At 66.3% G+C, this 25,099-nt stretch carries 22 protein-coding genes and 1 tRNA gene; 11 read left to right on the forward strand and 12 right to left on the reverse strand.

What is annotated here, in order from left to right:
* Nucleotides 1-37 precede the first annotated feature (37 nt).
* From QUD34_RS04055 to QUD34_RS04065, 3 genes are read left to right on the forward strand one after another with little or no spacing between them, the layout of a single operon-like run.
* Nucleotides 38-1,012, forward strand: coding sequence for a transketolase family protein (locus QUD34_RS04055; RefSeq protein WP_286355320.1), 975 nt, complete (start codon nt 38-40; stop codon nt 1,010-1,012).
* Nucleotides 1,012-1,314, forward strand: coding sequence for a PH domain-containing protein (locus tag QUD34_RS04060; protein ID WP_286355321.1), 303 nt, complete (start codon nt 1,012-1,014; stop codon nt 1,312-1,314). Before QUD34_RS04055 ends, QUD34_RS04060 begins: the two co-directional genes overlap by 1 nt.
* A gap of 44 nt (nt 1,315-1,358) precedes the next feature.
* Entirely contained in the window at nt 1,359-4,172 is a 2,814-nt protein-coding gene (locus tag QUD34_RS04065) for a serine/threonine-protein kinase (protein WP_286355322.1), read from the forward strand.
* A 31-nt stretch (nt 4,173-4,203) separates the two neighbouring features.
* On the opposite strand, the gene QUD34_RS04070 is transcribed toward QUD34_RS04065, so the two are convergent.
* The 3 genes from QUD34_RS04070 to QUD34_RS04080 form a co-directional block, all read right to left on the reverse strand.
* Nucleotides 4,204-4,500: a hypothetical protein gene (locus tag QUD34_RS04070; RefSeq protein WP_286355323.1), complete on the reverse strand. Its 297-nt coding sequence runs from the start codon at nt 4,498-4,500 to the stop codon at nt 4,204-4,206.
* 103 nt (nt 4,501-4,603) lie between these two features.
* A complete protein-coding gene (locus QUD34_RS04075) occupies nt 4,604-5,392 on the reverse strand; it encodes an enoyl-CoA hydratase/isomerase family protein (RefSeq protein WP_286355324.1) in 789 nt (262 codons plus the stop codon).
* 84 nt (nt 5,393-5,476) lie between these two features.
* A complete protein-coding gene (locus QUD34_RS04080; RefSeq protein ID WP_286355325.1) occupies nt 5,477-6,211 on the reverse strand; it encodes a gamma-glutamyl-gamma-aminobutyrate hydrolase family protein in 735 nt (244 codons plus the stop codon).
* 99 nt (nt 6,212-6,310) lie between these two features.
* On the opposite strand from QUD34_RS04080, the gene QUD34_RS04085 reads away from it, so the two are divergent.
* On the forward strand, nt 6,311-6,784 hold the full coding sequence (locus QUD34_RS04085; protein WP_286355326.1) for a single-stranded DNA-binding protein: 474 nt from the start codon (nt 6,311-6,313) through the stop codon (nt 6,782-6,784).
* Nucleotides 6,785-6,849: 65 nt separating this feature from the next.
* On the opposite strand, the gene QUD34_RS04090 is transcribed toward QUD34_RS04085, so the two are convergent.
* Nucleotides 6,850-9,525, reverse strand: coding sequence for a M56 family metallopeptidase (locus tag QUD34_RS04090; protein WP_286355327.1), 2,676 nt, complete (start codon nt 9,523-9,525; stop codon nt 6,850-6,852).
* Nucleotides 9,522-9,908: a BlaI/MecI/CopY family transcriptional regulator gene (locus tag QUD34_RS04095; protein ID WP_286355328.1), complete on the reverse strand. Its 387-nt coding sequence runs from the start codon at nt 9,906-9,908 to the stop codon at nt 9,522-9,524. The genes QUD34_RS04090 and QUD34_RS04095 overlap by 4 nt, the downstream gene beginning before the upstream one ends.
* Nucleotides 9,909-10,134: 226 nt before the next feature.
* Here QUD34_RS04095 and QUD34_RS04100 point away from each other — a divergent pair, with 226 nt between their 5' ends.
* A complete protein-coding gene (locus QUD34_RS04100; protein WP_286355329.1) occupies nt 10,135-11,760 on the forward strand; it encodes an ATP-binding cassette domain-containing protein in 1,626 nt (541 codons plus the stop codon).
* 172 nt (nt 11,761-11,932) lie between these two features.
* The gene (locus QUD34_RS04105) at nt 11,933-13,543 is read left to right on the forward strand and encodes a hybrid sensor histidine kinase/response regulator (protein WP_286355330.1); all 1,611 of its coding nucleotides are present in this window, start codon (nt 11,933-11,935) and stop codon (nt 13,541-13,543) included.
* On the opposite strand, the gene QUD34_RS04110 is transcribed toward QUD34_RS04105, so the two are convergent.
* The 5 genes from QUD34_RS04110 to QUD34_RS04130 all read right to left on the reverse strand — a co-directional run bounded on the left by QUD34_RS04110 (nt 13,540) and on the right by QUD34_RS04130 (nt 17,408).
* Nucleotides 13,540-14,277: a tRNA threonylcarbamoyladenosine dehydratase gene (locus QUD34_RS04110; protein ID WP_286355331.1), complete on the reverse strand. Its 738-nt coding sequence runs from the start codon at nt 14,275-14,277 to the stop codon at nt 13,540-13,542. The two genes, QUD34_RS04105 and QUD34_RS04110, sit on opposite strands and share 4 nt — an antisense overlap.
* The gene (locus tag QUD34_RS04115) at nt 14,274-14,987 is read right to left on the reverse strand and encodes a TatD family hydrolase (protein ID WP_286355332.1); all 714 of its coding nucleotides are present in this window, start codon (nt 14,985-14,987) and stop codon (nt 14,274-14,276) included. Before QUD34_RS04115 ends, QUD34_RS04110 begins: the two co-directional genes overlap by 4 nt.
* Before the next feature lie 373 nt (nt 14,988-15,360).
* Nucleotides 15,361-15,436 (reverse strand) — tRNA-Arg (locus QUD34_RS04120).
* A 291-nt stretch (nt 15,437-15,727) separates the two neighbouring features.
* Entirely contained in the window at nt 15,728-16,333 is a 606-nt protein-coding gene (locus QUD34_RS04125; protein WP_286355333.1) for an HD domain-containing protein, read from the reverse strand.
* 541 nt (nt 16,334-16,874) lie between these two features.
* Entirely contained in the window at nt 16,875-17,408 is a 534-nt protein-coding gene (locus QUD34_RS04130) for a hypothetical protein (RefSeq protein WP_286355334.1), read from the reverse strand.
* A gap of 294 nt (nt 17,409-17,702) precedes the next feature.
* On the opposite strand from QUD34_RS04130, the gene QUD34_RS04135 reads away from it, so the two are divergent.
* From QUD34_RS04135 to QUD34_RS04155, 5 genes are all read left to right on the forward strand, one after another.
* Complete coding sequence (locus QUD34_RS04135) at nt 17,703-18,494, forward strand: vWA domain-containing protein (protein ID WP_286355335.1); 792 nt, start codon at nt 17,703-17,705, stop codon at nt 18,492-18,494.
* A gap of 265 nt (nt 18,495-18,759) precedes the next feature.
* Nucleotides 18,760-19,377 (forward strand): hypothetical protein, encoded by a 618-nt coding sequence (locus QUD34_RS04140; RefSeq protein WP_286355336.1) that lies wholly within the window; start codon nt 18,760-18,762, stop codon nt 19,375-19,377.
* Nucleotides 19,378-19,380: 3 nt separating this feature from the next.
* Nucleotides 19,381-20,235, forward strand: coding sequence for a vWA domain-containing protein (locus QUD34_RS04145; RefSeq protein ID WP_286355337.1), 855 nt, complete (start codon nt 19,381-19,383; stop codon nt 20,233-20,235).
* A gap of 187 nt (nt 20,236-20,422) precedes the next feature.
* Entirely contained in the window at nt 20,423-21,178 is a 756-nt protein-coding gene (locus QUD34_RS04150; protein WP_286355338.1) for a vWA domain-containing protein, read from the forward strand.
* A 282-nt stretch (nt 21,179-21,460) separates the two neighbouring features.
* Nucleotides 21,461-22,792 (forward strand): phosphotransferase, encoded by a 1,332-nt coding sequence (locus QUD34_RS04155; RefSeq protein ID WP_286355339.1) that lies wholly within the window; start codon nt 21,461-21,463, stop codon nt 22,790-22,792.
* 30 nt (nt 22,793-22,822) lie between these two features.
* Here QUD34_RS04155 and QUD34_RS04160 read toward each other — a convergent pair whose 3' ends face one another.
* Entirely contained in the window at nt 22,823-23,401 is a 579-nt protein-coding gene (locus QUD34_RS04160; protein WP_286355340.1) for a hypothetical protein, read from the reverse strand.
* Nucleotides 23,402-23,701: 300 nt separating this feature from the next.
* Nucleotides 23,702-24,844, reverse strand: a complete 1,143-nt coding sequence (locus QUD34_RS04165) for a CRISPR-associated ring nuclease (protein WP_286355341.1) — start codon at nt 24,842-24,844, stop codon at nt 23,702-23,704.
* Nucleotides 24,845-25,099: the final 255 nt, after the last annotated feature.

A 25,099-nucleotide genomic window follows, 5' to 3' on the forward strand; every position in this document is an offset into this window, starting at 1 on the left:
CGGCTCGCGTAGAATGGAGGCTTCGACGGGAGTGATCATGGCGGGTGCGGAAACGGCGGGCGTGGGCGGCAAGGTCGGCGGGGTGATGGACAGCCTGCGGGACGCCTACGGCGACACCCTGGTGGAACTGGGAAACGAGGGCGCCAATCTCGTGGTCTTTGACGCCGACCTGGCCGGTTCCACCCGCACCAGCAAGTTCGCCAAGGCCTTTCCCGAGCGCTTCTTCAACATGGGCGCCGCCGAGCAGGGCATGGTGGCCGCCGCCGCCGGGGCCAGCACCACGGGCGTGGTGCCCTTCGTGAGCACTTTCGCCATGTTCGCCACGGGCCGCGCCTACGAGTTCGTGCGCCAGGCCGTGGGCGTGGGCCACCAGAATGTGAAGATCGTGGCCACCCACGCAGGGCTCACCGTGGGCGAAGACGGCGGCACCCACCAGTGCCTGGAGGACCTGGCCCTCATGCGCATGATCCCCGGCATGACCGTGATCTCCCCGGCCGATGCCCTCGAGACCCGGCAGGCGATCCGCGCGGCCTATGCCCACCAGGGCCCTGTCTATGTCCGTCTCACCCGGGACAAATTCCCCCGCATCCACGCCGAGGACTACCGCTTCCAGATCGGCAAGGCCGTGGTGATGCGGCCAAGCGCCGGCAAGGATGTGCTGCTGGTGGGCTGCGGCCTGGGCACCTCCATCTGCCTGGATGCGGCGGACCTCCTGGCCGCCGAGGGCATCGGGGCCACCGTGCTGCACAGCCCCACGATCAAGCCCTTCGACCGCGAGACCCTGCTGGCCCTGGCGAAGACCCACAAGGCCGTTGTCACCTGCGAGGAGCACCAGTCCCACGGCGGGCTGGGCGGTGTGGTGGCCGAGTTCCTCTCCGAAGCCCACCCCATGCCCCTGCGCCGCGTGGGCGTGCACGATCAGTTCGGTCAGAGCGGCAAGCCCGAGAAGCTGCTGGAGGCCTACGGCATCACGCCCCAGGCGGTGGCCGCCGCCGCGAAGGGGGCCCTCTGATGGCCACCGAGACCTTCAAGGCCAGCCGCTGGACCCAGGGCAACCACCTGTTCACGACCGTCATCGAGGTGACGGACACCGCCGTGATCCGCCGCAAGCGTGCCTGGTTCACGGTGAACGAGATCAGCATCCACCTGTCGAAGGTGGCCAGCGTCCGCATCGAGACCGGCCTGCTCTGGTCCGACCTCACCGTCGAGAGCACCGGCGGCAGCGACCCCCTCACCAGCCATGGCCACACCAAGGCCGATGCCCGCCGCATCAAGGAACTCATCGAAGCGGCACAGAGCCGGGGCATGAGGTAGCCCGGAGGACGACCCTCCTCACCGCCCCCCCTTCAGGCCCGACCATGCAGACCGCGACGCCATCGCCCTCGGATCCGGAGCTCCCAAGGCCTCTCAGGGCCGGTACGCTCGCCCCCGGGGCCCAGGTCGGCCGCTTCCAGGTTCAAGCGCTCCTCGGCCAGGGGGGCATGGGGGCCGTGTACCTGGCCTGGGATCCGGTGCTCGAGCGGAAGGTCGCCCTCAAGTCGATCCGCCTGGGGGACCACGGGAAGGCGGCCGCCACGGCGCGCTTCCGCCGGGAGGCCATGGCGCTGGCTCAGCTCAACCACCGGAATGTCTGCCAGGTGCACGACTGGGTGGAGGCGCGGGGAAGCGCCTTCATCGCCATGGAGTTCATCGAGGGGGAGACCCTGTCGAGGCTGGCCGCAGGATTGGATCTCCGCCGGAAGCTCCAGATCCTCAGGGCCATCGCCTATGCCCTGGAGGCGGCCCACGCCAAGGGGATCGTCCACCGCGACCTGAAGCCCAGCAATGTGATGGTCGATGCCGCGGGACAGGTGAAGGTCCTGGACTTCGGCCTCGCGAGGCTGGTGGATTCCACCACGGTCCAGGGGAACGATCCGACCGGGAATGTCCCGAATCTGTCCGGCCTGGCGGAAGCCTTGGGAGATGGTCCCACCTTGCTGGTTCCCGCCTCCGAGGAGGCAGGGGGGAGGACCCGGATGGAGGGCTCCCAGGACTCGCCCTCTCCTTCGTCCTGGGGGGAGATGACGGAGGCGGGCGTCTTCATGGGCAGCCCCACCTATGCTTCTCCCGAGCAGATGCGGGGGAAGCGCGTCGGTCCGCCCAGCGATGTGTTCTCCCTGGGCGTGGTCGCCTGGGAGCTGTTGCTGGGGGACTATCCCTTTCCGGGCGAAGGCCAGGCCAGGATGGCGGCCACCATCGAGGGGGAGATCAAGCCGCTGCGGGGCCGGGGGCTTCCCCGGCCGGTGGGGACCCTGCTGCGGGCGATGCTCCACAAGAACCCGGATCAGCGGCCGACGAGCCGCCAGGTGGCGGAGAACCTCGGCCGCCAGCTGGCCGGGAACCCGGCCGCCTGGTGGGTGGGAGGCACCCTGGCGGCGCTCGGTCTGGTGCTCGGGGTGGGCTACTACCTGTTCGGCCGCAGCATCATCGCGGACCTCGTGAAGGAACATCCCCCGCGCATGGCGGTCATGCCGATCCGCAACGATACGGGAGATCCAGCCCTGGATGCGCAGGTGGGCGTGGGCATGACGGAGCTGCTCTCCACGGCGCTGCAGGGGTCGCCCCACATGGCCGTGGTGGAACCCGAGTCCGTGGCCCGGGTGATGTCCAACCTGCGGATCTCCCCGGCAGAGGCCATGGATCCCGCCAGCCCCAGCCAGCCCCGGATCGCGAATGCCCTGGGCGCCCACCTCTTCCTCAGGGGAACCCTGAGCCGGGATTCCGCGACGCACGCGAACCTGCTGACCTATGAGCTGGTGGATGGGGCGGGGCGGACCCGGTTCTCGGGCGCCGCCAAGGCTCCCCAGCAGGGGGCTTTCGCCCCCTACGCCCTGGTGGATCCGGCGGCCCACGACCTGCTGCACAAGGTGGATCCCCTCCGCTCCAACGCCGTGCAGAATGAGCCGGTCCCCCCGGAAGTCTTCGCCCTCTACGCCGAGGGGAAGGCGCGGTTCCTGAAGGGGGACTTCAAGGGCAGCGAAGCCTACCTCCGCGAGGCCTCCCTGAAGGCGCCCTCCTTCTCCAGCGCCGTGTCGGGCTACGCTGCGTGCCTGCGCCGGCTGGGCCGGGACCAGGCACCGGCGGTCGCCAACTGGGCCCTCATGTCCGCCAAGGCCACGGGGGACCGCTGGGCCGAGGGGCGCGCCCTGGGCCTGAAGGCCTACCTGGCCAAGGATCTGGGCCACCTCGATGAATCCCAGAAACTGCGGGAGGCCACCCTGGCCCTGGCCCAGGCCATTGGCGACCGGGATGGGGAGACCATCGCCTACAACCACCTGGGCCTCATCGCCGCCGAGCGGGGCAAGTACACGGAGGCCGCCGAGTTCTACGACCGCTCGCTCAGGCTCAGTCAGCAGACCGGGGACAAGGTGTATCTGTCGCTGGCCCAGAACAACCTGGCGAACCTCGCCCTCAAGCGGGGTGATCTGGGGAGGGCGGAGGCCCTCTACCGGAACAACCTCAACCTTCAGCAGGGACTCGGGAACCGGTGGGGCGAGGCCCTGGCGCTGAACAACCTGGGGGTGGTGGCCCTCATGGCCCGGGATCTCCCGACGGCCGAGGGGCGCCTGACGGCGGCCCTGGCGATCCGGCAGTCGGTGGGCGACCAGGGCGGGCAGGTCACCTGTCTGAGGAACCTCGGGATCCTGGCCTTGATGAAGGGTGATTCGTCCGCCTCCACGGCCTTCCACCGCCGGGCCCTGGATCTCGCGCAGGCCTCGGGCCTGCGGACCGTCGAGGCCGAGTGCCGGTTCTACGGCGCGGAAGTGGATCGGCTCCAGCAGCGGTTCAATCAGGCTCTGGCGGGCTACCAGAAGGTGCTGGAGCTCCTGCCGGCGGGCGTGACGCCGGAGATCCGCGCGAACGCCCAGGCCGCCAGTGCCGAGTGCCTGATCCGCAAGCCCAGGCCGGAGGTGGCGGAGGCCGATAAGCGCCTCTCGTCGCTCACCGCCGGCGACGCGGACTCGCCCTATGTCCACCGCGCCAAGGCCTGGCGGGCGTTCCGGGCCGGTCAACGCGAGACTGCCCTCGCCGAACTGGCCCGGGCGACGGAGGATCCGCGCCGACAGGCCCCGGAACTCCGGACGGAGCTCGAAGCCACCCGGGCGCTCTTCCTCGCGGGCGGGGGCCGCTAGGGTCCCTGCCAGGGTCGGCCCCATTTTGATTTCAGGACTTGGCGGTCCGAGGGGCGCCCGCGAGCTTGGCGGCCACGGCAGCGAGGTCATCATCGGGCGCCAAATGGTGCCGGACCTCCCGCTCGCCGCAGGCCAGGGCCACGCAGATCCTTCCGAAGGGGCAATTCCGGAGGCAGGCCGTCCGAGCCACCTGGAGGTCCTGGAGGCGCTTCCGGCGGAGGAGGAGCCCGGTGAGGCAGGTCAGCGCCTCGGTCAGGGCCTTGCCCCGCTTGGGGTGCCGGAGGGCCTGGCGCTCGCAGTCGGCGCAGATCGTGAGGACGGTCGGCATGGATCCCACCATGCCATACCTCCGGAGGTTTTTCCCAAGGGCGATGAACCGTCCAGATTTGCCTTCAGGCGAACCCCTCGGGCGAACCCCTCAGGCGAACCCCTCAGGCGAACTTGGGGGCGCGCTTCTCCAGGAAGGCGGCCAGCCCCTCGCCGGCGTCGGCGTGGCGCATGGCCGCCTTCATCTGGGCGCCTTCGGCCATGAGGCGGGCGCGGAGACCCTCGGCATCCAGCCCCTGGTTCCGCAGCAGGGTGGCCTTGATGCGGGCGAAGGTTTCGGAAGGCCCGGCGGCGAGGCGCTGGCCCAGGGCCGTCACCGCCGCCTCGAGCTGATCCGCGGGCACCACGCGGTTCACGAGCCCCAGGACCAGGGCGCGCTCGGCGGTCAGGGTCTCGCCGAGCAGCATGAGTTCCCCTGCCAGGGCCGGATTCACCAGGCGCGACAGCATGACGCTGCCGCCCCAGTCCGGGTGCAGTCCGATCTTCACGAAGGCCATGCTGAAGGCGGCATCCGATGAGGCGATGCGCAGATCCGCGCCAAGCGCCAGGCTCATGCCCGCCCCGGCGGCCGGACCCTGCACCACGGCCACGACGGGCTTCGGCAGCGTGGCCAGGCCATGCGCCACCGTGGCGCCCAGGTCCAGCAGGGCCTCCATCTCGGTCCAGCGGCCCTCGACGCGGGCCCGGGCCATCCATCCGATGTCGCCCCCGGCGCAGAACGCGCGTCCGGCGCCTCTCAGCAGCAGCACCTTCACGCCGGGCTCGGCGGCCTTCGCCAGGGCCTCCTCGAAGCCCTCCTTCATCTCAGGAATGAGCGCGTTCAGCTTGTCCGGGCGGTCCAGCGTGAGGGTGGCGATCCGGTCGTGGACCTCGAAGCGGATGGGAGCGGGCATGGATACTCCAGGGAAAAGCGGAGACAGGGTGGACAGGGTTAGAAGGACGAACAGGGCCTTGAAACAATCCGGCCGTTCATCCTGTCAACCCTGTCCCTGCCTTGCGACCCGCACGAACGCCGTGAAGAGGTCCCGGGCCGCATCGCCCGCGGGGCCCTTCAGGCCGACGAGGTTCTCGGGGTGCCACTGGACGCCGAAGACCCAGCGGCCGGGATCGACGGCTTCCACGGCCTCGACGAGGGGGCCGGTGTCGGCATGCACCGTGTCCAGGTGCCAGCCCACGGCCACCAGGGGCGGCGCCACGCGCCGGACGGCCTGGTGGTGGCGGCTGTTCACCAGGAACACATCTTCGCCCAGCAGGGCCCGCAGGCGCGACCCGGGCGCCAGCTGCACCCGGTGGTGCATGTCGGGATGCTCGGGCGTGCCATGCTGATGCCGCGAGGGCTCGCAGCCGTAGTGGTCGGGCACATCCTGGATCATGCTGCCGCCCAGGGCCACATTGAGGATCTGCTCGCCGCGGCAGATGCCGAGAATGGGCAGGTTCCGCTCCCAGGCCGCGCGGATCAGGGGGATTTCGAAGGTGTCACGGTCTTCATCCACCTCGGCCTTGCGATGCACGGCCTCAGCGGCGTCCCAGTGCCGGGGATGGATGTCGGCCCCCCCCGTGAGCAGCAGGCCCGAGACATCCGCCAAGTCCGGCAGAGGATCGCCGGGAGCCACCAGGAGGGCGGAGCCGGTCCAGCCCGCGGCCCTGATGGCCGGAATGTAATGCTTCTCGGCGCCGGACTTGTTTTTGCAGCTCACCAGAATGCTTGACATGGAAGGGCCCCAGGGGAATCGTGATTACCCTACCACCCCCTCAGATGGTCTGAGTCGACGGTGAGGCGGAGAGCTCCGCCGATACATGAAGGAGGACACATGTCCGGATCCTTGAACAAAGTGCTGCTCATCGGCAACCTCGGGCGCGATCCTGAGCTGAAGGCCACCCCCTCGGGCCAGAGCGTCGCCCGGTTCTCCGTGGCCACCACGGAAACATGGAAGAACCAGGCCGGGGAGAAGCAGAGCAAGACCGAATGGCACAACATCGTGGTGTGGGGCAAGCAGGCCGAGATCGCCGAGAAGTACCTGCGCAAGGGCAAGCAGGTGATGATCGAGGGCCGCATCCAGTACCGCGAATACACCGACCAGGCCGGCGTGAAGAAGACCGCCTGCGACATCCGCTGCGACAACTTCGTCATGCTTGGCCGCATGGAGGATGGCGGCACCCGCGATTCCGGCGGCTACGGCGGCCGCGCCTCCGGCGGCGGCTCCCAGGACTTCGAGGATCACGGCGCCCCCAGCCCGGCCGGCGGTGGCGGCGGCAGCTTCCCCGATGACGACATCCCGTTCTAGATCTCGACTGTCGGTCTCTGCAGAAGGAAACGGCGCCCGGATGGGCGCCGTTTCCCTGTCCGGGATCAAGGCCGGGGTGGCGGTGGCGGTGGCGGCGGTGGTGGTGGTGAGGGCCGGGTCCCAAACTGGTTCGCCCGGTTGACCTCGGGCAGGGCTTCGTTGGGGCGCTGCCAGGGATACGCCGTCCGCCAGTGGATCACACGGTCCTTGTCCATCAACAGGGTGAAGGATTGACGGCTGGTGAGCGCCGCGTTCCGGGGATCCTTGGATAGGGTCTCGAAATCGATCAGCCAACCCTCGATAACCGGGCCGATGGCCTGGATCGCGCGCACCTTTTCGGCCTGCCTGGGCCAGTGGTCCGTGAAGGCACGGTTCCAACGGTCCTTCCCCCGAACCTTCAAATTCACGATGGTTGCGGTGGCGCCCCAGGCGGTCTTGTCCACGATCGCTTGGACGAGCGGACGGACCTCCTCAGGCGTGGGTTGGGAGCCGCTGTCCAGGGTCACCGGCCCTTCCGGCGGCCTGGTCGTAGCGGGGGGAGCGGGCTGGGATTCCGGTGAAGGCGTGGCGTCGGGGGCCCAGGGTGCGGTGGTCAGCAGGATCTCGATCTTCCCGTTGCCTGGGTACCCGGGTTTCGCGGATACGACGAAGTAGACGGTCGTGGATGCGTCACTGGCATTGAGGAAAGAGGCCTCCGGGATTCCGAGGCTATGGTGGCTGCCTTCTAACGGGGTACCCCACTTGTTGAGGGCTCGGACCTGTAAGAAGGCCATGCTCGACTCGCTCCGGAGGGTGGCCCTGGCCAGGGACCGGCCGGGCACCTGCACCGCATAGCCCTTCGTTGACCATCTGGGCGATGCGTCCGTGATGAGGACTGGGCATGGGGGCGCCTGGAGGGTCTGGACTCTCATTCCCGGCAGGATGGGCAGGCTCTCCACATCGACCGTTGGAATGGCGATAGGCGCGGGGTGGGCCTTGGTGGGCGCGGGATAGGAGGTCCGGGGCGCGGCTACCCGGGGATCGAGCGCAGCCGCCACATGGACGCGGATCTTCCCATCGCCCGGATATCCCTTGGTGGTCCGGACGAAGAAGATGACGGAGACGGGCTGGTCGGAATCGTTGGCGAACGACGCCCAGGGCGTCCCCATGGAACCCTTCATGCCTCGCAGCGGGTTCCCCCACTTGTCGGCCACGCCCACCCGGAAATAGGCTTCTCCGGATTCGCAGGTGATGCGGAGCGAGACGGTGGTGTAGCCGGGGACATTGACGGCGTAGCCCTTGTTGGGCCAGGTGAGCAGCTCATCCACGACGACCGCCGGATACTGGGGGACCTTGAGGGTCCGGATGGCGAGGCCCGGGACGATGTCGAGATCCTTGGCCTGGAAGACCGGGATCGAGGCTGGGGGATGGGCGGGAGCTGTCTCTGGAGCGGAGCCCTGGACCGGCGCGGGTTGGGGACGCGCGGCCGCGGCGGGCGGGGCGGTCGTTGGGGCTGAGGTGGGTGTTGAGGTGGGTGTTGAGGCCGGGGCAGCGGTGGGCGCAAGGGTGGGTGTCGTCACAGGCCCGGAAACAGCGGGGAGGGGTGTGGTTTCCTGGCTTGGAGCCAGGTCGAGCCTGGGGAGGGGGCCGAGGGTGGAACCCTCAACCCGTTCGGGCGGCGAGGCTTGGTCTTCGAGGGCTGGGACGGTTTCCTCAATCGGGGGCTTGGCCTCGGATTTTTTGGCCTGGGCGGGCAGGGTGCCCATCAGGGCGAGGATGGCCACGAAGGCGAGGCTCGGGGTGGCAAGGCGGAGCTGGGGCGGGTCGGCCAGCAGCAGGCGGCGCAGGCGTTCCATGAGGTTGCCTCCTCTGGCGCGGAGCGCCAGGGACGGGGGCCGGTCGCGGAATTCATCGAGGCGGCTCAGGGTTTCGGCATAGAAGACGGCGTCTCCGCAGGCCAAGACGGCGGCATCGTCACAGCAGTGTTCCCGTTCGGTCCGGATCCGGCGGGAGATCCACCACACGGCGGGGTGGAAGAAGAAGAGCACCTCGATCACGCACTGGAGGCCGTTGACGAGGCCATCCAGGCGCTTGATGTGGGCGAGTTCGTGGGCCAGCACCGCCTCGGCGGCCAGGGGATCCAGGTTCGCGAAGAAGCCCAGGGGCAGGAGGATCACGGGACGGAGCAGCCCCATGCACATGGGCGTGATCACGCGGGCCGATTCGAGGAAGCGCACCGCGCGGCGCAGGCCTGCACTGCGGACCAGGCGCTCCAGCCACTCGGGCTCGATCACGGGCGTGGCCGCGGCCTTCAGGCGGCGCAGCCAGAGCCACCCCCCCGCGGCCCGCAGGCTGAGGATCAGGACGCCGGTGGCCCAGGCGGCTAGGATCCAGGGCAGATACGGTTGCAGGCGGGTCCGCCAGGGAAGGGCGGCCCCCGGGGAAGCGGCTTCCTGCGGGGCGATGGGCCCGGTCAGGATGTCCGGTATTCCAGGGGCGACGGTGGTGGGATTCATGGGCTGACCCGCGGCCTGACCCACGGCCTGGAGGGGCGGGGCCAGCAGTCCGTAGGTGAGGATCGCGCTCCCGAGACAAGCCAGCAGGAAGGCGCACCCCACCAGGTAGCGGAGCTGCGGGCGCTGGCGGCGGAAGAGCGCGAAGGCGGCCCAGGCCGCCAGGCCCAGCAGGGCGCCCTGCCAGAGGAAGTGGAGCAGGGTCCAGGCCAGACGCTGGGCCGCGGGGGATTCGAGCAGGGGGATCATGGCCGCTTCTCCTTGGCCTTGGCCAGCAGCTGGGCGATCTCCTCGCGCTCGCTGGTGCCCAGCTTGCGGCTCGACAGGGTGGTCGCCAGCAGGTCCAGGGCGCTGCCTCCGAAGGCCCGCTCCAGCAGGTCGTCCACCAGGTGCTTCAGGGTGTGTTCCCGGGCCTGGGAGGGCCGGTAGATGTGGGAGCGGCCCGATTCATCCCGGAGCAGCAGGCCCTTGTCCACCATGGTCTGCATCATCTTCAGCACGGCCGTGTAGGCCAGGTCGCGGTCCGAGGCGAGCACCTCATGGACCTGGCGCACCGTGGCGGGGCCGAGGTCCCAAAGGGCGCGGAGGATGGAGAGTTCCACATCCGTGGGGCGGTTCAGGGGGTGGCGCATGGGGGTTCCTGGGGTTACATCGGAAAGTCTACGAATGAAAGTGTATGTGTCAAGGCGGCCCGCTCTTTTTTTTTGACGGGCCGGGGCAGGCCGGGATCCCTGCGGCTTCGGGGTGCCCTCCTCTCGATGGGCCTTCAGCGGAGCGCCGCATGAGCCGGAGCCCGGCGGAGATCCCTCCTCGGAGAACGCCCGCCCCCGCGCTACAATGACCGGTTCGGGAGTCTCCATGCTTGCAGTGCAGAATGTCACCATGCGCTACGGCGCGAAGATCCTGTTCGAGGATGTCACCACGACCTTCAACCCGGGGCGGCGCTACGGCTTGACCGGACCCAACGGGGCGGGCAAGTCCACCTTCATGAAGATCCTCGCGGGCGAACTGGAGCAGCAGACCGGGAATGTGATCCGCCCCCGCAAGATGGGCATCCTGCGCCAGGACCAGTTCGCCTTCGACCAGTTCCGAGTCATCGATACGGTGATCATGGGCAATGCGGGACTCTGGAAGGCGCTGCAGGAGCGGGACGCCATCTATGAGAAGGCCGAGATGACGGACGAGGACGGCATGCGCGTGGCCGAACTCGAGGGGGTGGTGGCTGACGAGGATGGCTACACGGCCGAGGCCGACGCGGCCGTGCTGCTGGATGGCCTGGGCATCCCCGAGTCCCTGCACGAGCGCAAGATGGGCGAGCTGCAGGGCGGCCAGAAGGTGCGCGTGCTGCTGTCTCAGGCCCTCTTCGGCAACCCCGAGGCCCTGCTGCTGGACGAGCCCACCAACCACCTGGACCTCGACTCCATCCACTGGCTGGAGGAATTCCTGGACCGCTACAAAGGCACGGTGGTGGTGATCTCCCACGACCGGCACTTCCTGAACAATGTCTGCACCCACATCGCCGACATCGACTATCAGACGATCATCCAGTACACGGGCGGCTACGACGACATGGTCATGGCCAAGATCCAGGTGCGCTCGCGCATCGAATCGGACAACGCCCAGCGCGAGAAGAAGATCGCCCAGCTGAACGAGTTCATCCAGCGTTTCGCCGCGGGCACCCGCAGCAGCCAGGTGAACAGCCGGCGCAAGGAGGTGGAGCGCCTCCAGCCCAGCGACCTGGCCCGCAGCAACATCCAGCGCCCCTTCATCAAGTTCAACCTCGGCAAGCCCGGTGGCCGCTACGCGCTGGAATTCGAGGGCGTGAAGAAGGGCTACGACACCAGCAAGGATGGGACGGGAGGCCGCCACGAAGTGATCAAGGGCTTCTCGGCCATGGTGCAGCGCGGTGAAAAAGTGGCCGTCATGGGCCGCAACGGCATCGGCAAGACCACGCTGCTGAACGCGCTGCTGGCCAACGCCCCCCAGGTGACGGAGCTGGGCCTGAAGCTGGACGGCGGCGAGGTGAAGTGGGGCCACGAAGCCAATGTGGGCTACTTCTCCCAGGACTTCGCTGAGAGCATCCCCAAGGGCTACGAGCTCGTCACCTGGCTGCACCAGTTCGATCCCGAGGCCACCAAGGAGCAGATCCGCGGCGTCATGGGCCAGATGCTCTTCCGGGGCGAGGAAGGCAACAAGATGACCGATGTCCTCAGCGGCGGCGAGTCCTGCCGGCTGCTCTTCTGCAAGCTCATGCTGCAGAAGCCCAACATCCTGGTGCTCGACGAACCCACGAACCACCTGGACCTGGAAGCCGTCATCGCCCTGAACGACGCCCTGCAGCGGTACGAGGGCACGATCCTCTTCGTGACCCACGACGAGGACATCATCGACGAAGTGGCCACCCGCATCTGGCACCTTACCGACGACGGCATCGAGGATTTCCAGGGGACTTACGCGGAGTACGGCGCGCCGACGGGCCGCTGAACCTCCGTGGCCCAAGGTCAGGCTGAGGTTTGGAATGGGGGCCTCCGGGCCCCCTCCGCCCACATCAATTTGTTTGTTTTCACAGTTTTTGGATCTCTCCTTGTTCGAGGGGGATGAATATCTATACTGAGTCCTGTTCTGGATGCCCCCGAACCTGGAAAGAGAGCGATCCGTGACGCTTCGGCAGGGGAACAAGGACGACTCACCCGGAGGAGACGAGACTCCCGGGCAGCCCGGTCGACCCCTCCGGCGCATGGCGCGGGCCCTCCGAGAGCTGGAGGATTTCAAGCGCGCCCTGGATGAGCACGCGATCGTGGCCGTCACCGATGCCCGTGGCCGGATCACCTATGTGAACGAGAAGTTCTGCTCCATCTCGAAGTACTCCCGGGAGGAGCTGCTGGGCCAGGACCACCGCATCATCAACTCGGGTCACCACCCCAAAGCCTTCATGACCCAGCTCTGGAAGACGATCCTGGCGGGGAAAGTCTGGAAGGGGGAGATCCGCAACAAGGCCAAGGACGGCCGTTTCTACTGGGTGGACACCACCATCGTCCCCTTCTTCGACGAGGACGGAAAACCCACGCGGTTCGTGACCATCCGGGCGGACATCACCCAGCGCAAGGACGCGGAAGATGTCCTTCGGCAGTCCCAGAAGCTGGAAAGCCTGGGGGTGCTCGCTGGGGGCATCGCCCACGATTTCAACAACCTGCTCACCGCCATCCTGGGCAACGCGAACCTGGGCGCCATGCAGCTTCCGCCGGAGAGCCCGGCCCTGCCCTACCTGAACCAGGTCGAACAGGCCACGCTCCGGGCCGCCGATCTGACGCGGCAGCTGTTGGCCTACGCGGGGAAGGGCCGCCTGCAGATGATCGAAGTGGACCTGAACCGCCTGGTGGTGGAGATGACCCAGCTCCTCACCGTCTCCATTTCCAAGAAAGCGGTGGTCCGGTACGACCTCGCCCCGGGGCTGCCGTATCTGGCCGCCGATCCCTCGCAGATCCAGCAGCTGGTGATGAACCTCGTCACCAACGCATCGGAGGCCATCGGCGAGGAGACCAGCGGGCTCATCACGGTGCGGACCGGCATGCAGGCGGTAGACGAGGCCACCCATGGAGGCCTGCTTCCCGGCCTGCCCCTGGCCGATGGAACCTATGTGACGCTGGAGGTGAGCGATACGGGCTGCGGCATGACGCCGGAAGTGCGGGAGCGGATCTTCGATCCCTTCTTCACCACCAAGTTCACCGGCCGGGGGCTGGGCCTGTCGGCCATGCTGGGCATTCTCCGGAGCCACCACGGCAGCCTCAAGGTCTACAGCGAGCTGGGGCGGGGCACGGTCTTCAAGCTCTTCCTCCCCGCCTTGGCGCTTGGGGAAGGCGTGGGCCTTCCCCGCCCGCAGGGATCGGGCTGGCGCGGCCATGGCCTCCTGCTGCTGGTGGATGACGAACCCGGCGCCCGGGCCGTGGCACGGGAGCTTGCCGAGTCGCTGGGCTTCCAGGTGCTGGAGGCGGCGGATGGGCAGGAGGCCGTGTCGATGTTCGAGCTCCGCCATGCGGAGATCACGGTGGTCCTGATGGACCTGACCATGCCCCACATGGATGGGCGCCAGGCCTTCCAGCACATGCATGCGGTGGACCCGCAGGTGCCCGTGGTGCTCTCGAGCGGCTACAACGAGCAGGATGTCCTCGCGGACTTCCTCGGCCGGGGGCTGGCCGGGTTTCTTCCGAAGCCCTACCAGAGCAGCCAGTTCCAGACCGTGCTCCGGGAGGCGATGGAAAAAGCCTAGGGACGCGGCTCGAGCAGGAGCCGCAGCACTTCCTCGGCCACCTTCAGCCCCACGATGCCAGGCATGTACGAGATGGTGCCCACGGGGCGGCGCTGCCGCCCCGGCCCGCGATGGGGCTCGATGTCGATGGGGTTGGCGGGGCGCTTGTTGTCCGCGGGCTCCAGGGAATAGACGCAGCGGATGCCCTGCGTGATGCCCACTTTCCGCAACTCCTTGCGGACCCGCGCGGCCAGGGGGCAGAGCCGGGTCTCGCTGAGATCGCCCACGAGCAGCTGGCTGCTGTCCGTGCGCCCCCCGGCCCCCATGGCCGTGATGATGGGGATGCCCTGCTCGTGGGCGGTGCGCATGAGCGCCACCTTGCAGGTCATGGAATCGATGGCATCGACCATGACCTCGGGCCGGGGCGTGAGCAGGTCCGGGAGCGTGTCCGTGTGGATGAAGGTCACCCGGGGCTCCACCGCGCAGTCGGGATTGATGTCGCGCACGCGCGCCGCGGCGACCTCGGCCTTGGGCTGGCCGAGCGTGGAGCGCAGGGCGAAGAGCTGGCGGTTGAGGTTGCTGGGGCCCACCACATCGTGATCCACCAGCCGCAAGTGGCCCACGCCCGCCCGGGCCAGGGCCTCCACCGCGAAGGACCCCACGCCGCCCAGACCGAAGACCGTCACGCGCGCTCCGCGCAGCCGCTCGAGCGCTGCCTCGCCAAGCAGCAGCTCGCTGCGGGAAAACCACCTCATGCCATCAGCTCCTTGAAACACCGCTGCCCATTCTCCCAGGTCCGGGCGGCGAGGTCTTCGGCGGTCACCCCGCGCAGGCTGGCGGCCATCTCGATCACGCGGACCAGATCCGCTGTGCCGTCGGTCTCCAGGAGCAGGTGACCGTCGTCCACGGCCCGCAGCGATTCCCGGACCTTCAGGCGGTCCGGTTTCAAGAGCGCGCCCGAGAAGGACAGGAACACGCCCATGGATTGGAGCGCGTCGGCGCTCTCGGGACTGCCGCCATAGGCGTGGACCAGGGCCCCGGTCGGTGGCACCCCCTCTTCCCGCAGGAGGTCGAGGAGGGGGCCCCAGGCGCGCACCACATGGATCGCGATGGGGCGCCGGAGGGCATGTGCCAGGCGCAACTGGATGCGGAAGGCCGAGGCCTGGGCCGTCCAATCCTCATCCTTCCGGGCGAAATCCAATCCACATTCCCCCACGCCCGTGCGGCTGCCGCGCAGCAGCGATTCCAGCCGGGAAGCCCAGTCCGGCGAGGCCTCAGCCACCTGCCACGGGTGCAGACCCAGCATGGGGAGGACCTGGCCGTCGGAGGCGGCATGGGCGAGGACGGCCTCCCAGTCGGCTTCGCAGGTGCCACAGACGACCCGGTAGCGCCGGTGGCCCGGCTCCGCCGAAGGCGGTGCTTCGGCCGTCGGGAGGTGGCTATGGGCGTCGAAGAGGGCGTGCATGGGGACCAGGCGGGGCCAGATGACCAGGATCCCCCCATTCCCGGGGGAAGCCCAGGATAGACGGGACCAGGCCTTTCAGGCGAGGCGGGCGCGCCCAAGGGGGCGGGACCGGCCCCGGATGTGCGAAACTGGAGGCCCAGGGTCCCGTAGCTCAGCTGGATAGAGCAGCTCCCTCCTAAGAAGCCGGTGGCTGTTGGTGTGGCCCGGCACAAGTGCTATTTAAAATATTGATTTCATTGCCCATGTGAAAGCATAAACTACGGGGCCACCGAGTTTCATTTCATGCCGACACTGTTTGCTAAGTGTTGATAAATTCGCCCCCATGCCAGCACGGTGGACCAGATTTGTACCGGTCCTTTCCGTCTTGGGTGGCTGGTGGTCCCGGCGGGAATTGAACTCACGACCTACCGCTTAGGAGGCGGTCGCTCTATCCGCTGAGCTATGGGACCGATGGCAGCAGTCCTCATTCTAGCCTGATCTGGCGCTCATCGAGGTGAGTTGTGCGAGCGCTGGTCCTTCCATCTGGGAGGTGCTGGCCGGTCGATAATCCTGTCATGGAAGCCCGGCCTATAACTTGGCCAACTGCCGAGACACTTATCCTGGCTAATCCAGTGAACCCTCTAGCTGTAACTGCCAAGGAGGTTGTTCCGTCTTGTGACTGGGGCTGATCACTAAGGCCGAATAGGGCCTGTGGTGATTGTAGTAATGGAGCCAAGCGCTAAGTCACCAATATCAACGCTTCAATGGGCTTCGAAGGGTTCAGTCGCGAAGAGGCGGAAAGTCGCCAACGCGTCCTGCAGGGATTCTCCCCAGGGGTCCGCACCTTCCAAGGCCAGGACCTCGACGCAGCTCCCGTAGTACCAGAGCTGGTCCGATGGCCCAGCCTTGAAACGATCCCAGGCCTTGGGCCCGAGGAGCCGCAAATCGGCCACTGTGCACTGGAGGTTGTGCAGCTTATCGGAAGCGGCCACCAGCCGAGTGCTGCGATCTACCTTGCGAAGATGTGCCAGATAGGCCTCCTTCCGTTCCCGCCAAGGGGCCTTCCTGTCGGGATTCTCCGCCAGGCTGTCGCTGCAGCTTCGGACAATACGCTCTACGCGGTGACCCCACGATTCGCGGATGTGCAGAAGAATGGATTCTCCACCTCCATCTTCGGCCGTGTCATGGAGCAGCGCGGCGATCGCCTCGTCCTCATCCGCACCAAAGGACAAGGCCATGGAACAGACCGCCATGGGGTGAGAAAGGTAGGGTACGACACCGCCCTTGCGCACCTGACCATCATGAACGGTCCTCGCGAAGTCGAATGCCGTTGTGAACCGTGTCGTAAGCACTGGACTGGAAGCCATGGGGTCTCCGGAAGGGGTGGGGGTTCTGCTTGAGGCGAGCAGGTTCTCCGTATCCGATGATTCTTTTCAATCGTCGAGATCAGGCAGTCCCCTCTGGTTCGATCCAGGCTGGAACATCCAGGATTCCTGGTCCAGCCTTAGGATCGATGGGTTGACCTGTTCCTCATCCTGCGATGGGAAGGGCAGGCACCCCTGGACCGCACCCTCCGGGGGCAACTCGCCGCGGGCATGGAGCAGCAGGCGCATGTCCAGGGCCGTAAGATGCGCGACGCCGACCCATGTGGCACAGTCCAGACAGTAGCCCTGAATTCTGTTGAGGCTTATGGATTCGGGGTAGAAGGCCCTGTGGGGGCAGGGAGGGGGAGTTGAGGCATCAGTGGGAGAGGAGGGCATAAGATCAGGTTCCTCCACAAGGAGGACGCCTACCCGGGGAGGCAAGGTTATTGGACAGGGCTGCAAGGGGATTCGTCGGGTAGTCATCGATAGGGCCCTTGCGGCGATACCTTGCGGTCTCCGTCTGTGCGATCAGGGCAGCGAATCCTCAGAGACATTGCTTTTCGCTTCCCTCGGTATTCCGTAGGCCTCGTGGGGAGCCTAATCCGTACACCGATTCAGCTACCCGGATACCCATGGTTGAAGGCACCCAGCGGATCTTGTATTTCGGTGGGATGAGGTGCAGGGCATTTCGGACCCTGAGCCAGGCATCATGTGAGTACACAAAAGCCGCCTCTCCAACATCCAGCCGCCCGGCTCGGAACCAGTCATGAAGCCCAACCTTCAGCATCCCATTCAAGGCTGTGTTGGCCTCGATGATGCGGACTCCCATCAGATCACTGGCGATGGTCATTCCCGCATCAAGCGCAAGCCCGATCAATTCCACTTCCGTCACCGGAATCGGCACCATCTCCAGTCTGCCCCGATCCTTTTCTCGAGGCCGGTCCACCACGGACACCACCCCCGAAGCCCAGCGGACCTCCAGGACCCCGCCGTCCATGGCTCGATGCTCGGCGCAGGCATGCCACCGCCTGGCATCCGCATCTGTTTGGATCGAGAGGACAATCTCAAACCGATTCATGGGCGTTTCCTCTTCTTGGGGTGGGTGCTTCTTTGTGGTCATCCCAACGCCGGATGCCAGTGCTCCGGTTCGGAGGACTACCCGGAAGGGCGTTCCATCTGTCGAGGCCTGCGAGCAGAGCCTGATGGCATCCACCCTGGGCCATCACCCACTATTAAGAGACGCAAGACAAAGTTGCCTCTGAATCCATACACAGGAGCCGCGGCCTAGGGTTGGAGTCACTGATGACGCCGAGGAACCGTGCTCTCTCCACCTACCCACGATCAACCGTTCAGCAGCCAGCATCCTGGTTGCATGCTTTTCCTGGTCGACCAGTCGACCTCCATGGCCGAACGCGTCACCGCGCCCAAGACGCCAGATCTCTCCAAGGCGCGGAGTGTGGCGAATCTGTTCAACAAGCTGGTATGGGATCTTATTCTTGCCAACTCGAAGGGAGAGGAGGTCCTTGATCGCTGCCATGTGGGGGTGATCACCTATGGTCATACCGGGGCTCGAACCGCACCTGGTTTCTCAGGGTTGATGCCGCTCCCAGCCCTGGCCACCTCTCCCAATCGGGAGGAGATCCAGATCACGCCCCGCTACGACGGCATCGGCGGGTTCGTCGATGTAGAGGTGAGATTACCTGTGTGGCTGGATCCCATGGCCTATGGGAAGACGCCCATGTGCAGCGCTTTCCAGATGGCAAAGGCCCTTCTCGATCCATGGGTCCAGACACATCCGGGAAGTTGCCCACCCATCGTATTCAATATCTCCGATGGAATCGCCACGGATGGGGATCCGCTGGCGGACATGCAGGCGCTCCAGAACCTCTCGACGGCTACAGGTCCCACGCTGGTGTTCAACATCCTCCTGGCCGGTGTGGACCGTCCCACAATCGCCTGGCCCACGGATTCCCAGGCAGTGGAAGCAGGGCCACTGCGCGGCATGATCGAGGGGTCCAGTGCACTGCCCAATTCCATGAGATTGCGCGCCAATCAGGCCTTCGGGCTCCACCTCCAGGAGGGAGCGCGTGGGGTCGTGATCAACGCCGGGATCCTGGATCTGGTCCGGCTGCTCGACATCGGAAGCCCCGTCGCCCATGTCTAGCATGCTCATCCTCCGGGCTCCCAAGTCCGACTACAGCCCCTCGACCTGCGAGGACGCCTGGGCCTTCCAAGACTCCGGGCAGGTGCGCCTCTCCAGTGGGATCGATGCCACGATGTTCCGCAGGTCCGGAGCTGCTCCATCTACCCTTGCCATTTCGGATGGCGCCAGCACCTGCTCCGCCTCCGGAGCCTGGGCCTGCCTTCTCGCCAACCATGTCGTACAGACTGGACAAGACTTGGACTCGGCTGTAGAGCTTCCGGATCGATTGAAACCCCTCCGGCAGCAGTGGCGACAGGCCGCGGAGGCGACCCTGAGTGCTCAGGCTTCGTGGAATGCCCGCGCCGCCCTCGAGAAGGGAGCCCATGCCACCCTCCTTCGGGTTCATCTCGATGGGCCCTGCTGGACGGCCGATGCCGTGGGGGATTCCAACCTCTTCCACATCCGACGGAAAAACCTCTGCCGGGCCTTCCCGGTCCTGGAGGCTGAAGATTTTGAGGCTGCGCCCTGCCTGGTCGCCAGTGTCGTCGGTTGGGACAATCTCCTGGCGGATGGGCTTCGGCATGCCTCCGGAATCCTGGAATCGGGGGATGTCCTGGTCCTGGCCACCGATGCAGCCGCCCGCTGGCTGATGGAGGCCGAAGACTGGGCTTGGCCCGAGCTACTGCTGGACATCCCCGATGCCGATCAGCTTTTCCTGGCGTGGGTACGGGAGGAACGTGCTGCCAGGCGCCTCAAGGACGACGACACGACCTTCGTGATTCTCCAGTGGTCGGGCTCATTGGACAACGACGCTGAGGTCCCTGTGACCCCCGGGCAAACTTGCGCCGACGCGACGAGCGAGCCGTGGCCTCCGAACCTGAATACGAACCTGCAAGGAGAGTGATCCATGATCGGCGAAACTTCGACCACCCACGGCACCCACACGGCGGCCATCAGCCGCCAGAACCCTGGCTGCATCCTCTTCCTGCTTGACCAGTCGGGATCCATGGCTGGGTCTCTCTCCCTGCCTGACGGGACCGCCATCACGAAGGAACAAGGCGTGGCGGATGTCGTGAACCGCTTGCTGGGTGAGCTGGTGCTCTCCTGCACCAAGGGGGAGGAGGTCTACGATCGGTTCCACCTCGGGGTGATCACTTACGGCGAGGGTGTACGAACGGCCTCTGGTTTCGAGGGGCTTGTCCCGCTCTCCAAGGTGGCGAGCAGTTATGTCCATCTGGACAAGCGGTCGGCCCGGAATCCCGACGGCACCACGACCGATGTCGCCTTTCCGGTATGGTTTGTCCCAACATCGGGCGGAGGCACCCCCATGTGCGGGGCAATCCATCTCGCAGAAACCCTCCTGGAGCCTTGGATCAGCCAGCATCCCGACAGCTTCCCTCCCATCGTGTTCAACATCACGGATGGAGCCTCCACCGATGGAAGCCCTCTTCCGGGCCTCCTCGCGCTCCAGGCCATCGGAACCGGCGATGGTCCGTGTCTGACCTTCAACTGCCTCTTGGCGGAGGATTCCGGTCCGGCCGTGGTCTGGCCCGCCGAAACCCACCAGGTTCCCAACGGCCACCTCCGTGACTTGTTCGAGGGCTCCAGCATCCTGCCGGAATCCATGCGGGCCCGTGCGGCGTCTGTCCACAAACTGGCCTTATCCCCTGGTGCCCGGGGCGTGGTGCTCAACGCCACCCTGATGGACCTGGTGCGCCTGCTGGATATCGGCAGCACTCCCAATCCGGGTGGTGGCCGGTAGGTCAACATCCTGCCAATCAATAGGGCAAATCGGCCCAACCACCTTCGGCTCCAGCCAGGAGCTTCCTCAATCATCCTCCGGAGTCTCCATGGCCCTCGATGCACCCAGCCTCCGTGCCACCCACACCACTCCCATCACCCGACAGAATCCGGGCTGCATCCTGTTTCTGCTCGATCAATCCGGATCCATGGCCGACCCCTTCACCCTCCCAGGGGAGCCTGAGATCTCCCGTGCGAAGGGAGTCGCAGATGTCGTGAATCGTGTCCTGATGGAACTCGTCCTCGCTTGTACCAAAGGTGAGCTGGTGTATGACCGCTTCCAAGTGGGTGTGGTTACCTATGGTGGAACTGCGGCCATGGCGCCCTATTTCCAGGGTCTCCGACCTCTTTCGGAGGTGGCGGAGAATCCCCTGGATGTGGAGCGGCGTCCGATCGTCAACCCGGGCGGGTCGACCAGTGACATCTTTTTTCCCTTCTGGTTCGAACCGCGGGCTGAAGGGGGCACCCCCATGTGTGAGGCGATCCGCATTGCCCATGGTCTTATCGCACCCTGGGTCGCCCAGTATCCAGAGAGCTTCCCGCCCATCATCTTCAACATCTCGGATGGTGAATCGACGGATGGGAGTCCATTGGAGGGCCTGCGTTCGCTGCAGGCTGTGTCCACGCTGGATGGTCCCTGTCTCACCTTCAACTGCCTGCTCGCCAGTGGGTCCGGCCCGCAGGTGGTCTGGCCCGCCCGAGCTGAACAGGTGCCTGAAGGGAACCTCAGGGATCTGTTCGAGGGATCCAGTGTCCTCCCAGAGGCCATGCGCCACCGGGCCGCCGCCGCACACAAGCTGAGTCTGGAATCCGGAGCCCGGGGCGTGGTGCTCAATGTCGGGCTGCTGGATCTGGTCCGCCTCCTGGACATCGGAACGCCCGCCAATGACGGGGGCGCCCGCTAGCTCCGGCCCCCCGAAACAGGAACCGCCATGCCGATGCCATCCAATGGCGACTATGCCAAGGCTGTTCAGCAGCCCAAGCTGGTCTTCCAGAGAGCCGATCTCCAGGCGATGCTGCCGGACATGGGGAAGAATGGCACCCCCCTGAGCTGGAGTGGCGCCTTCGCCGTCGTGTTCAGGATGAACACACCCGCTGGCCGGAAGGTGGCCCTTCGCTGCTTCACACGGGAGGTCCAGCAGGTCCAAGATCGCTACCGGGCCTATGCCCGCTTCCTGGAGGGGGCCGTGCCTCCCATCCTGAAGCAGAGCCTCCTGGATGTGGAGTATTTGAAGGCCGGCATGCAGGTGGGGGTGACCTCGGTCCCGGTCCTTCTGATGACCTGGCAGGAGGGCCAGGATCTTCTCCAGTGGGCCAGGACTGCTGCGAACAACCCCGGCCGGATCGAAGCCTTCCAGGGGCGGTTCCGGGCCTTGGCGCGGGCCATGCAGCAAGTCGGGTTCATCCATGGGGACCTCCAGCACGGGAACCTGATGGTCTCGCAGAGAGATCTCCCGGTCCTGGTGGACTATGACAATCTGCTGCTCCCGGGATCGCGTTCCCTCGGCGTCACGACCTTCGGCTTGGAGGGTTTCCAACACCCGGGCGTAGGGTCTGGGACACCTCATCATCTGCTCGACCGCCTGCCAATCCTGGTCATCGACACCGCCCTCGAGATCCTGAAGGTGAACAGGGCTCTCCTGCCTGGGTGGGAAACCATCGATGGGATGCTGTTCCAGGCTTCCGATCTGCGCCAGCCCAATGCCAGTGCGCTTTTCCAGGCCATGGAGGGAGAGCGCGCCCTTCAGGGTTGTGCCCGTCAGCTTGCGCTGGTACTGGCTGGGCCCGTCGACCAGATCCCCACCCTGGATGAATTCCTGAAGCGGGTTTCGGCCCATGCCTATCGGCCGCGCCTGATCTCCTGGAAACGCCCATCAGTGCGAGGCGCCTCCGCTGCTCCTGTGGCCGTCGCACCGCGGCGCTGGAAGGTGCCGGCCGCACCGTCAGGATTGAGCAGTCTTTCTCCCCGATTGGTCCAGCCCGGGCTTTCGTGGGCGCAAGCGAGCCTTCGACAGATCGGTCTGGGAGGCGCTCGGACGCCCCTGGTCTGGGCCATGGCATTGGCCCTGATCGTTGAGGTGGGGATGCACGCTTTTCAGGGGGGGCGCCCCGTCCCGACCGACCGCAGCGCCAAGACCGCCCCAGCCCGACCCGCTCCACTGCGGCTGCGCGAGGTTGGACCTTCCAAGACCTACCCACATGCCTCAGGAACAACCCATCTGAGTGCCTTCGAAGTGCTGGAAGTACCCGCTGCCGGTACCTCAGCGGAACTTCCCCAGGGGGACGCCTACCTCCGTCCCTTCGAAGTGGCGGATCCCCCCAGCGCCCTGGATGAGGGAGCGAATACCCCCCCATCGCCAAGTCGAGGGGAGCTACCCGCCGAGCCTTCACCCGGAATGGGTCCTTCCAGGCGGCCATTGGGGAATCGGACCTCGCGGCGAGGTTTCAGAGAAGCCATGAGGGAGGCCTGGGAGCGGGGGCACGCCCTCCTGACCCATCCCGACCAAAGGTTCAGGTGATTGCGGGCGAGGCAGGGAAGGGCCTGGGCATCAACAGGAGGCATTTGTGGCTCCGGTCGGCCGGACCTTCGGCCTGGCGTTGTCGGGCCGTACCTTCCGGTCAAGGGCTCTGCCTTTGGGGACAAGCCATGCGGCATCGAGCACCAGCACCCAATGAGGCACTTTCATAAGCAGGGCCTTCAGGAACCCCAGGTCCAGCGTGCCCCGGCCCGGATCTGAAAGCGGGGCGTCCCAGGTGAGCAGGCGGGTACCCTCGCCACTTCCGAAGCCCAGGCCCGAGCACCAGAGGATGAAGGGGTGGACCGGATCGTGGTCATCAAGGAGGACCATCAGATGCTCCAGGATGGCAGTTTGGGTCGCCTGGTGGTCCACCAGGGTATGCACTTTGAATCCGCGTTCTTCAAGGCCAAGCCCGATGTACTGGGCGAGTTGCCTTGCGTTCCGTGGACCGGTGTAGTCGGCGGCCTGCAGGCTTTCCACCGCACCTTGGAAAAAGGCCGAGCCATAGGAGGCGAGGCCGATGCAGAGGGCCCGGCCGGCCCACAGTACGGGTGACCCGCCTTGGTGCCGAACCATGGGTGCCAGTGATGGCACCTCCGTGCGGACCACGAGCTGGATCCATTCCCCCACGGTGGCTCCAGCCGGCACGCACTCCAGGGCGAGCCAGAGGTCCCGTCCCAGCGAGCCCGCCCTCTCGCATCCTTGGTCCCGGATCAGTCGATCCACCGAAGGGGCCACGGTGAAACTCGAGCCCAGGCGGGGCCTGGGAATGAGCGGTCGGATGGAGGCGGGGTCGCCCATGGGGAGGAGGCTCCTGGTTCTATTCCAGGGTCGTGCGTATCTCGTTCTGGTCCCGGAAAGATAACCTTGCCCGCCCTCTCACGGTAGCCGCCACTGTGCCCGGGAACGCTATCGTCGGGAGAGGCCGAACCGGAGGGAGATCAGCCCCTGGGCATAGACATCCTCGGCAAAGCCGAAACAGCCGGCCTGGGGCTGGCCCGCCTTGGGCTTTCGGCCCCAGCGGCTTTTGATGGTGAAGCGCTCCAGCGCCGGGTGGAGGTTCACGATCAGGTCATTGAGCTCATGCTGAATCGGGCCGATGGTCTTGCTCTCGGGTTCCACCCAGGCATCCACGACTCCGAGGAGCTTCTCCTCCTCATCGATCCCGATGATTCCGGAGTCGCGCAGCCTCACGATGACCTCCTCCATGGCTGGGGCCATGGAGCTGCGGGGGATCGGTCCTCCGGCCTGGATCCACCCCGCCAGGAGCAGGCTCTGATGGTCCGATAGAACTGTGCTGGCGTCCCTTGCCTGATCGTCACCCCAGGCCAACTCCAGCCGGCTGGTCTTCAGGTCGAGGCAGAGGCGCGGGATGGCCGTGGCCTCATCGACGGATCTCTGGAGGCTGGTGATGAAGTCCTCCTCGAGGAGGCGCCTGGTGCCCGCACCCAGGGCGAAGTCCCGCAGGCGCACGATGGGGATTTCGAAGACGTCCAGCCGGACTTTGCCAACCAGATGGGGATGGGCCGGGTCATCGGGAAAGCCGTAGGCACCACTCTCCAGCACCTTCCTTGCTTCCTGGGGGAGATCTGGATCCGGTTGGAGCAGCACATGGAACGCCCAATCCTCCGGTCGGGCAAGCAGCGTCATGGCCTGCTGGAGGGAGCTGGACATAGTCTTGCGCCCACCGCTGATGCAGGCGATCACCGGGCCATCACCCTGCTCCTGGGCTACGCGGATCACTTCCCGGCAGGCCCGGTCCAGGGCCAGGGCCTGGGCCCGGTTGCGGTTGTCACTGGCCCGGAGGGGCTCATCGGCCCAGACGAGGGTGCCCTCAGCTCCGAGCCATTCGGCCGGTTTGTCCAACGCCCTGCGCAGCCGGTCCAGGGGGCCTTCAGAGGTGAAGATCTGCGCCACAGCCGTGGTCTTGGAGGCCTCGGTCCCGATGCAGGTCACCCGGTCCACTTCCAGGCCTTCCACCTGTTCGAGGTACCAGATGGCTTCGGTGAGAACGGCCGGGCTGGTGCCCATGGTTGCCACAAGCCAGGCCATCAGGTGTTCCTCCTCGTTCCGGGGTGAGCTGTTGGGACCCGTCCCTGGCGCGGCCCATCAGCCTGGGCAGACGGTCAGGGGTGCGGTCCCGGCTGATAGGGTTCAAGCAGTCAGACTACCCTGAATGGCCCCTGCCAGAGTGGCCTGGGCCTGGTTCAATGTGGCCAGTGGGCTTGGAGCCGAGCATGGGGTGTGATTTCTTCTTCAGCGGCAACCTTCCTTCCCCTGAGCTGCAGGAGAAGGTGATTCGATTCT

Source organism: Geothrix oryzae, from assembly GCF_030295385.1.
GTDB classification, from domain to species: Bacteria; Acidobacteriota; Holophagae; order Holophagales; family Holophagaceae; genus Geothrix; species Geothrix oryzae.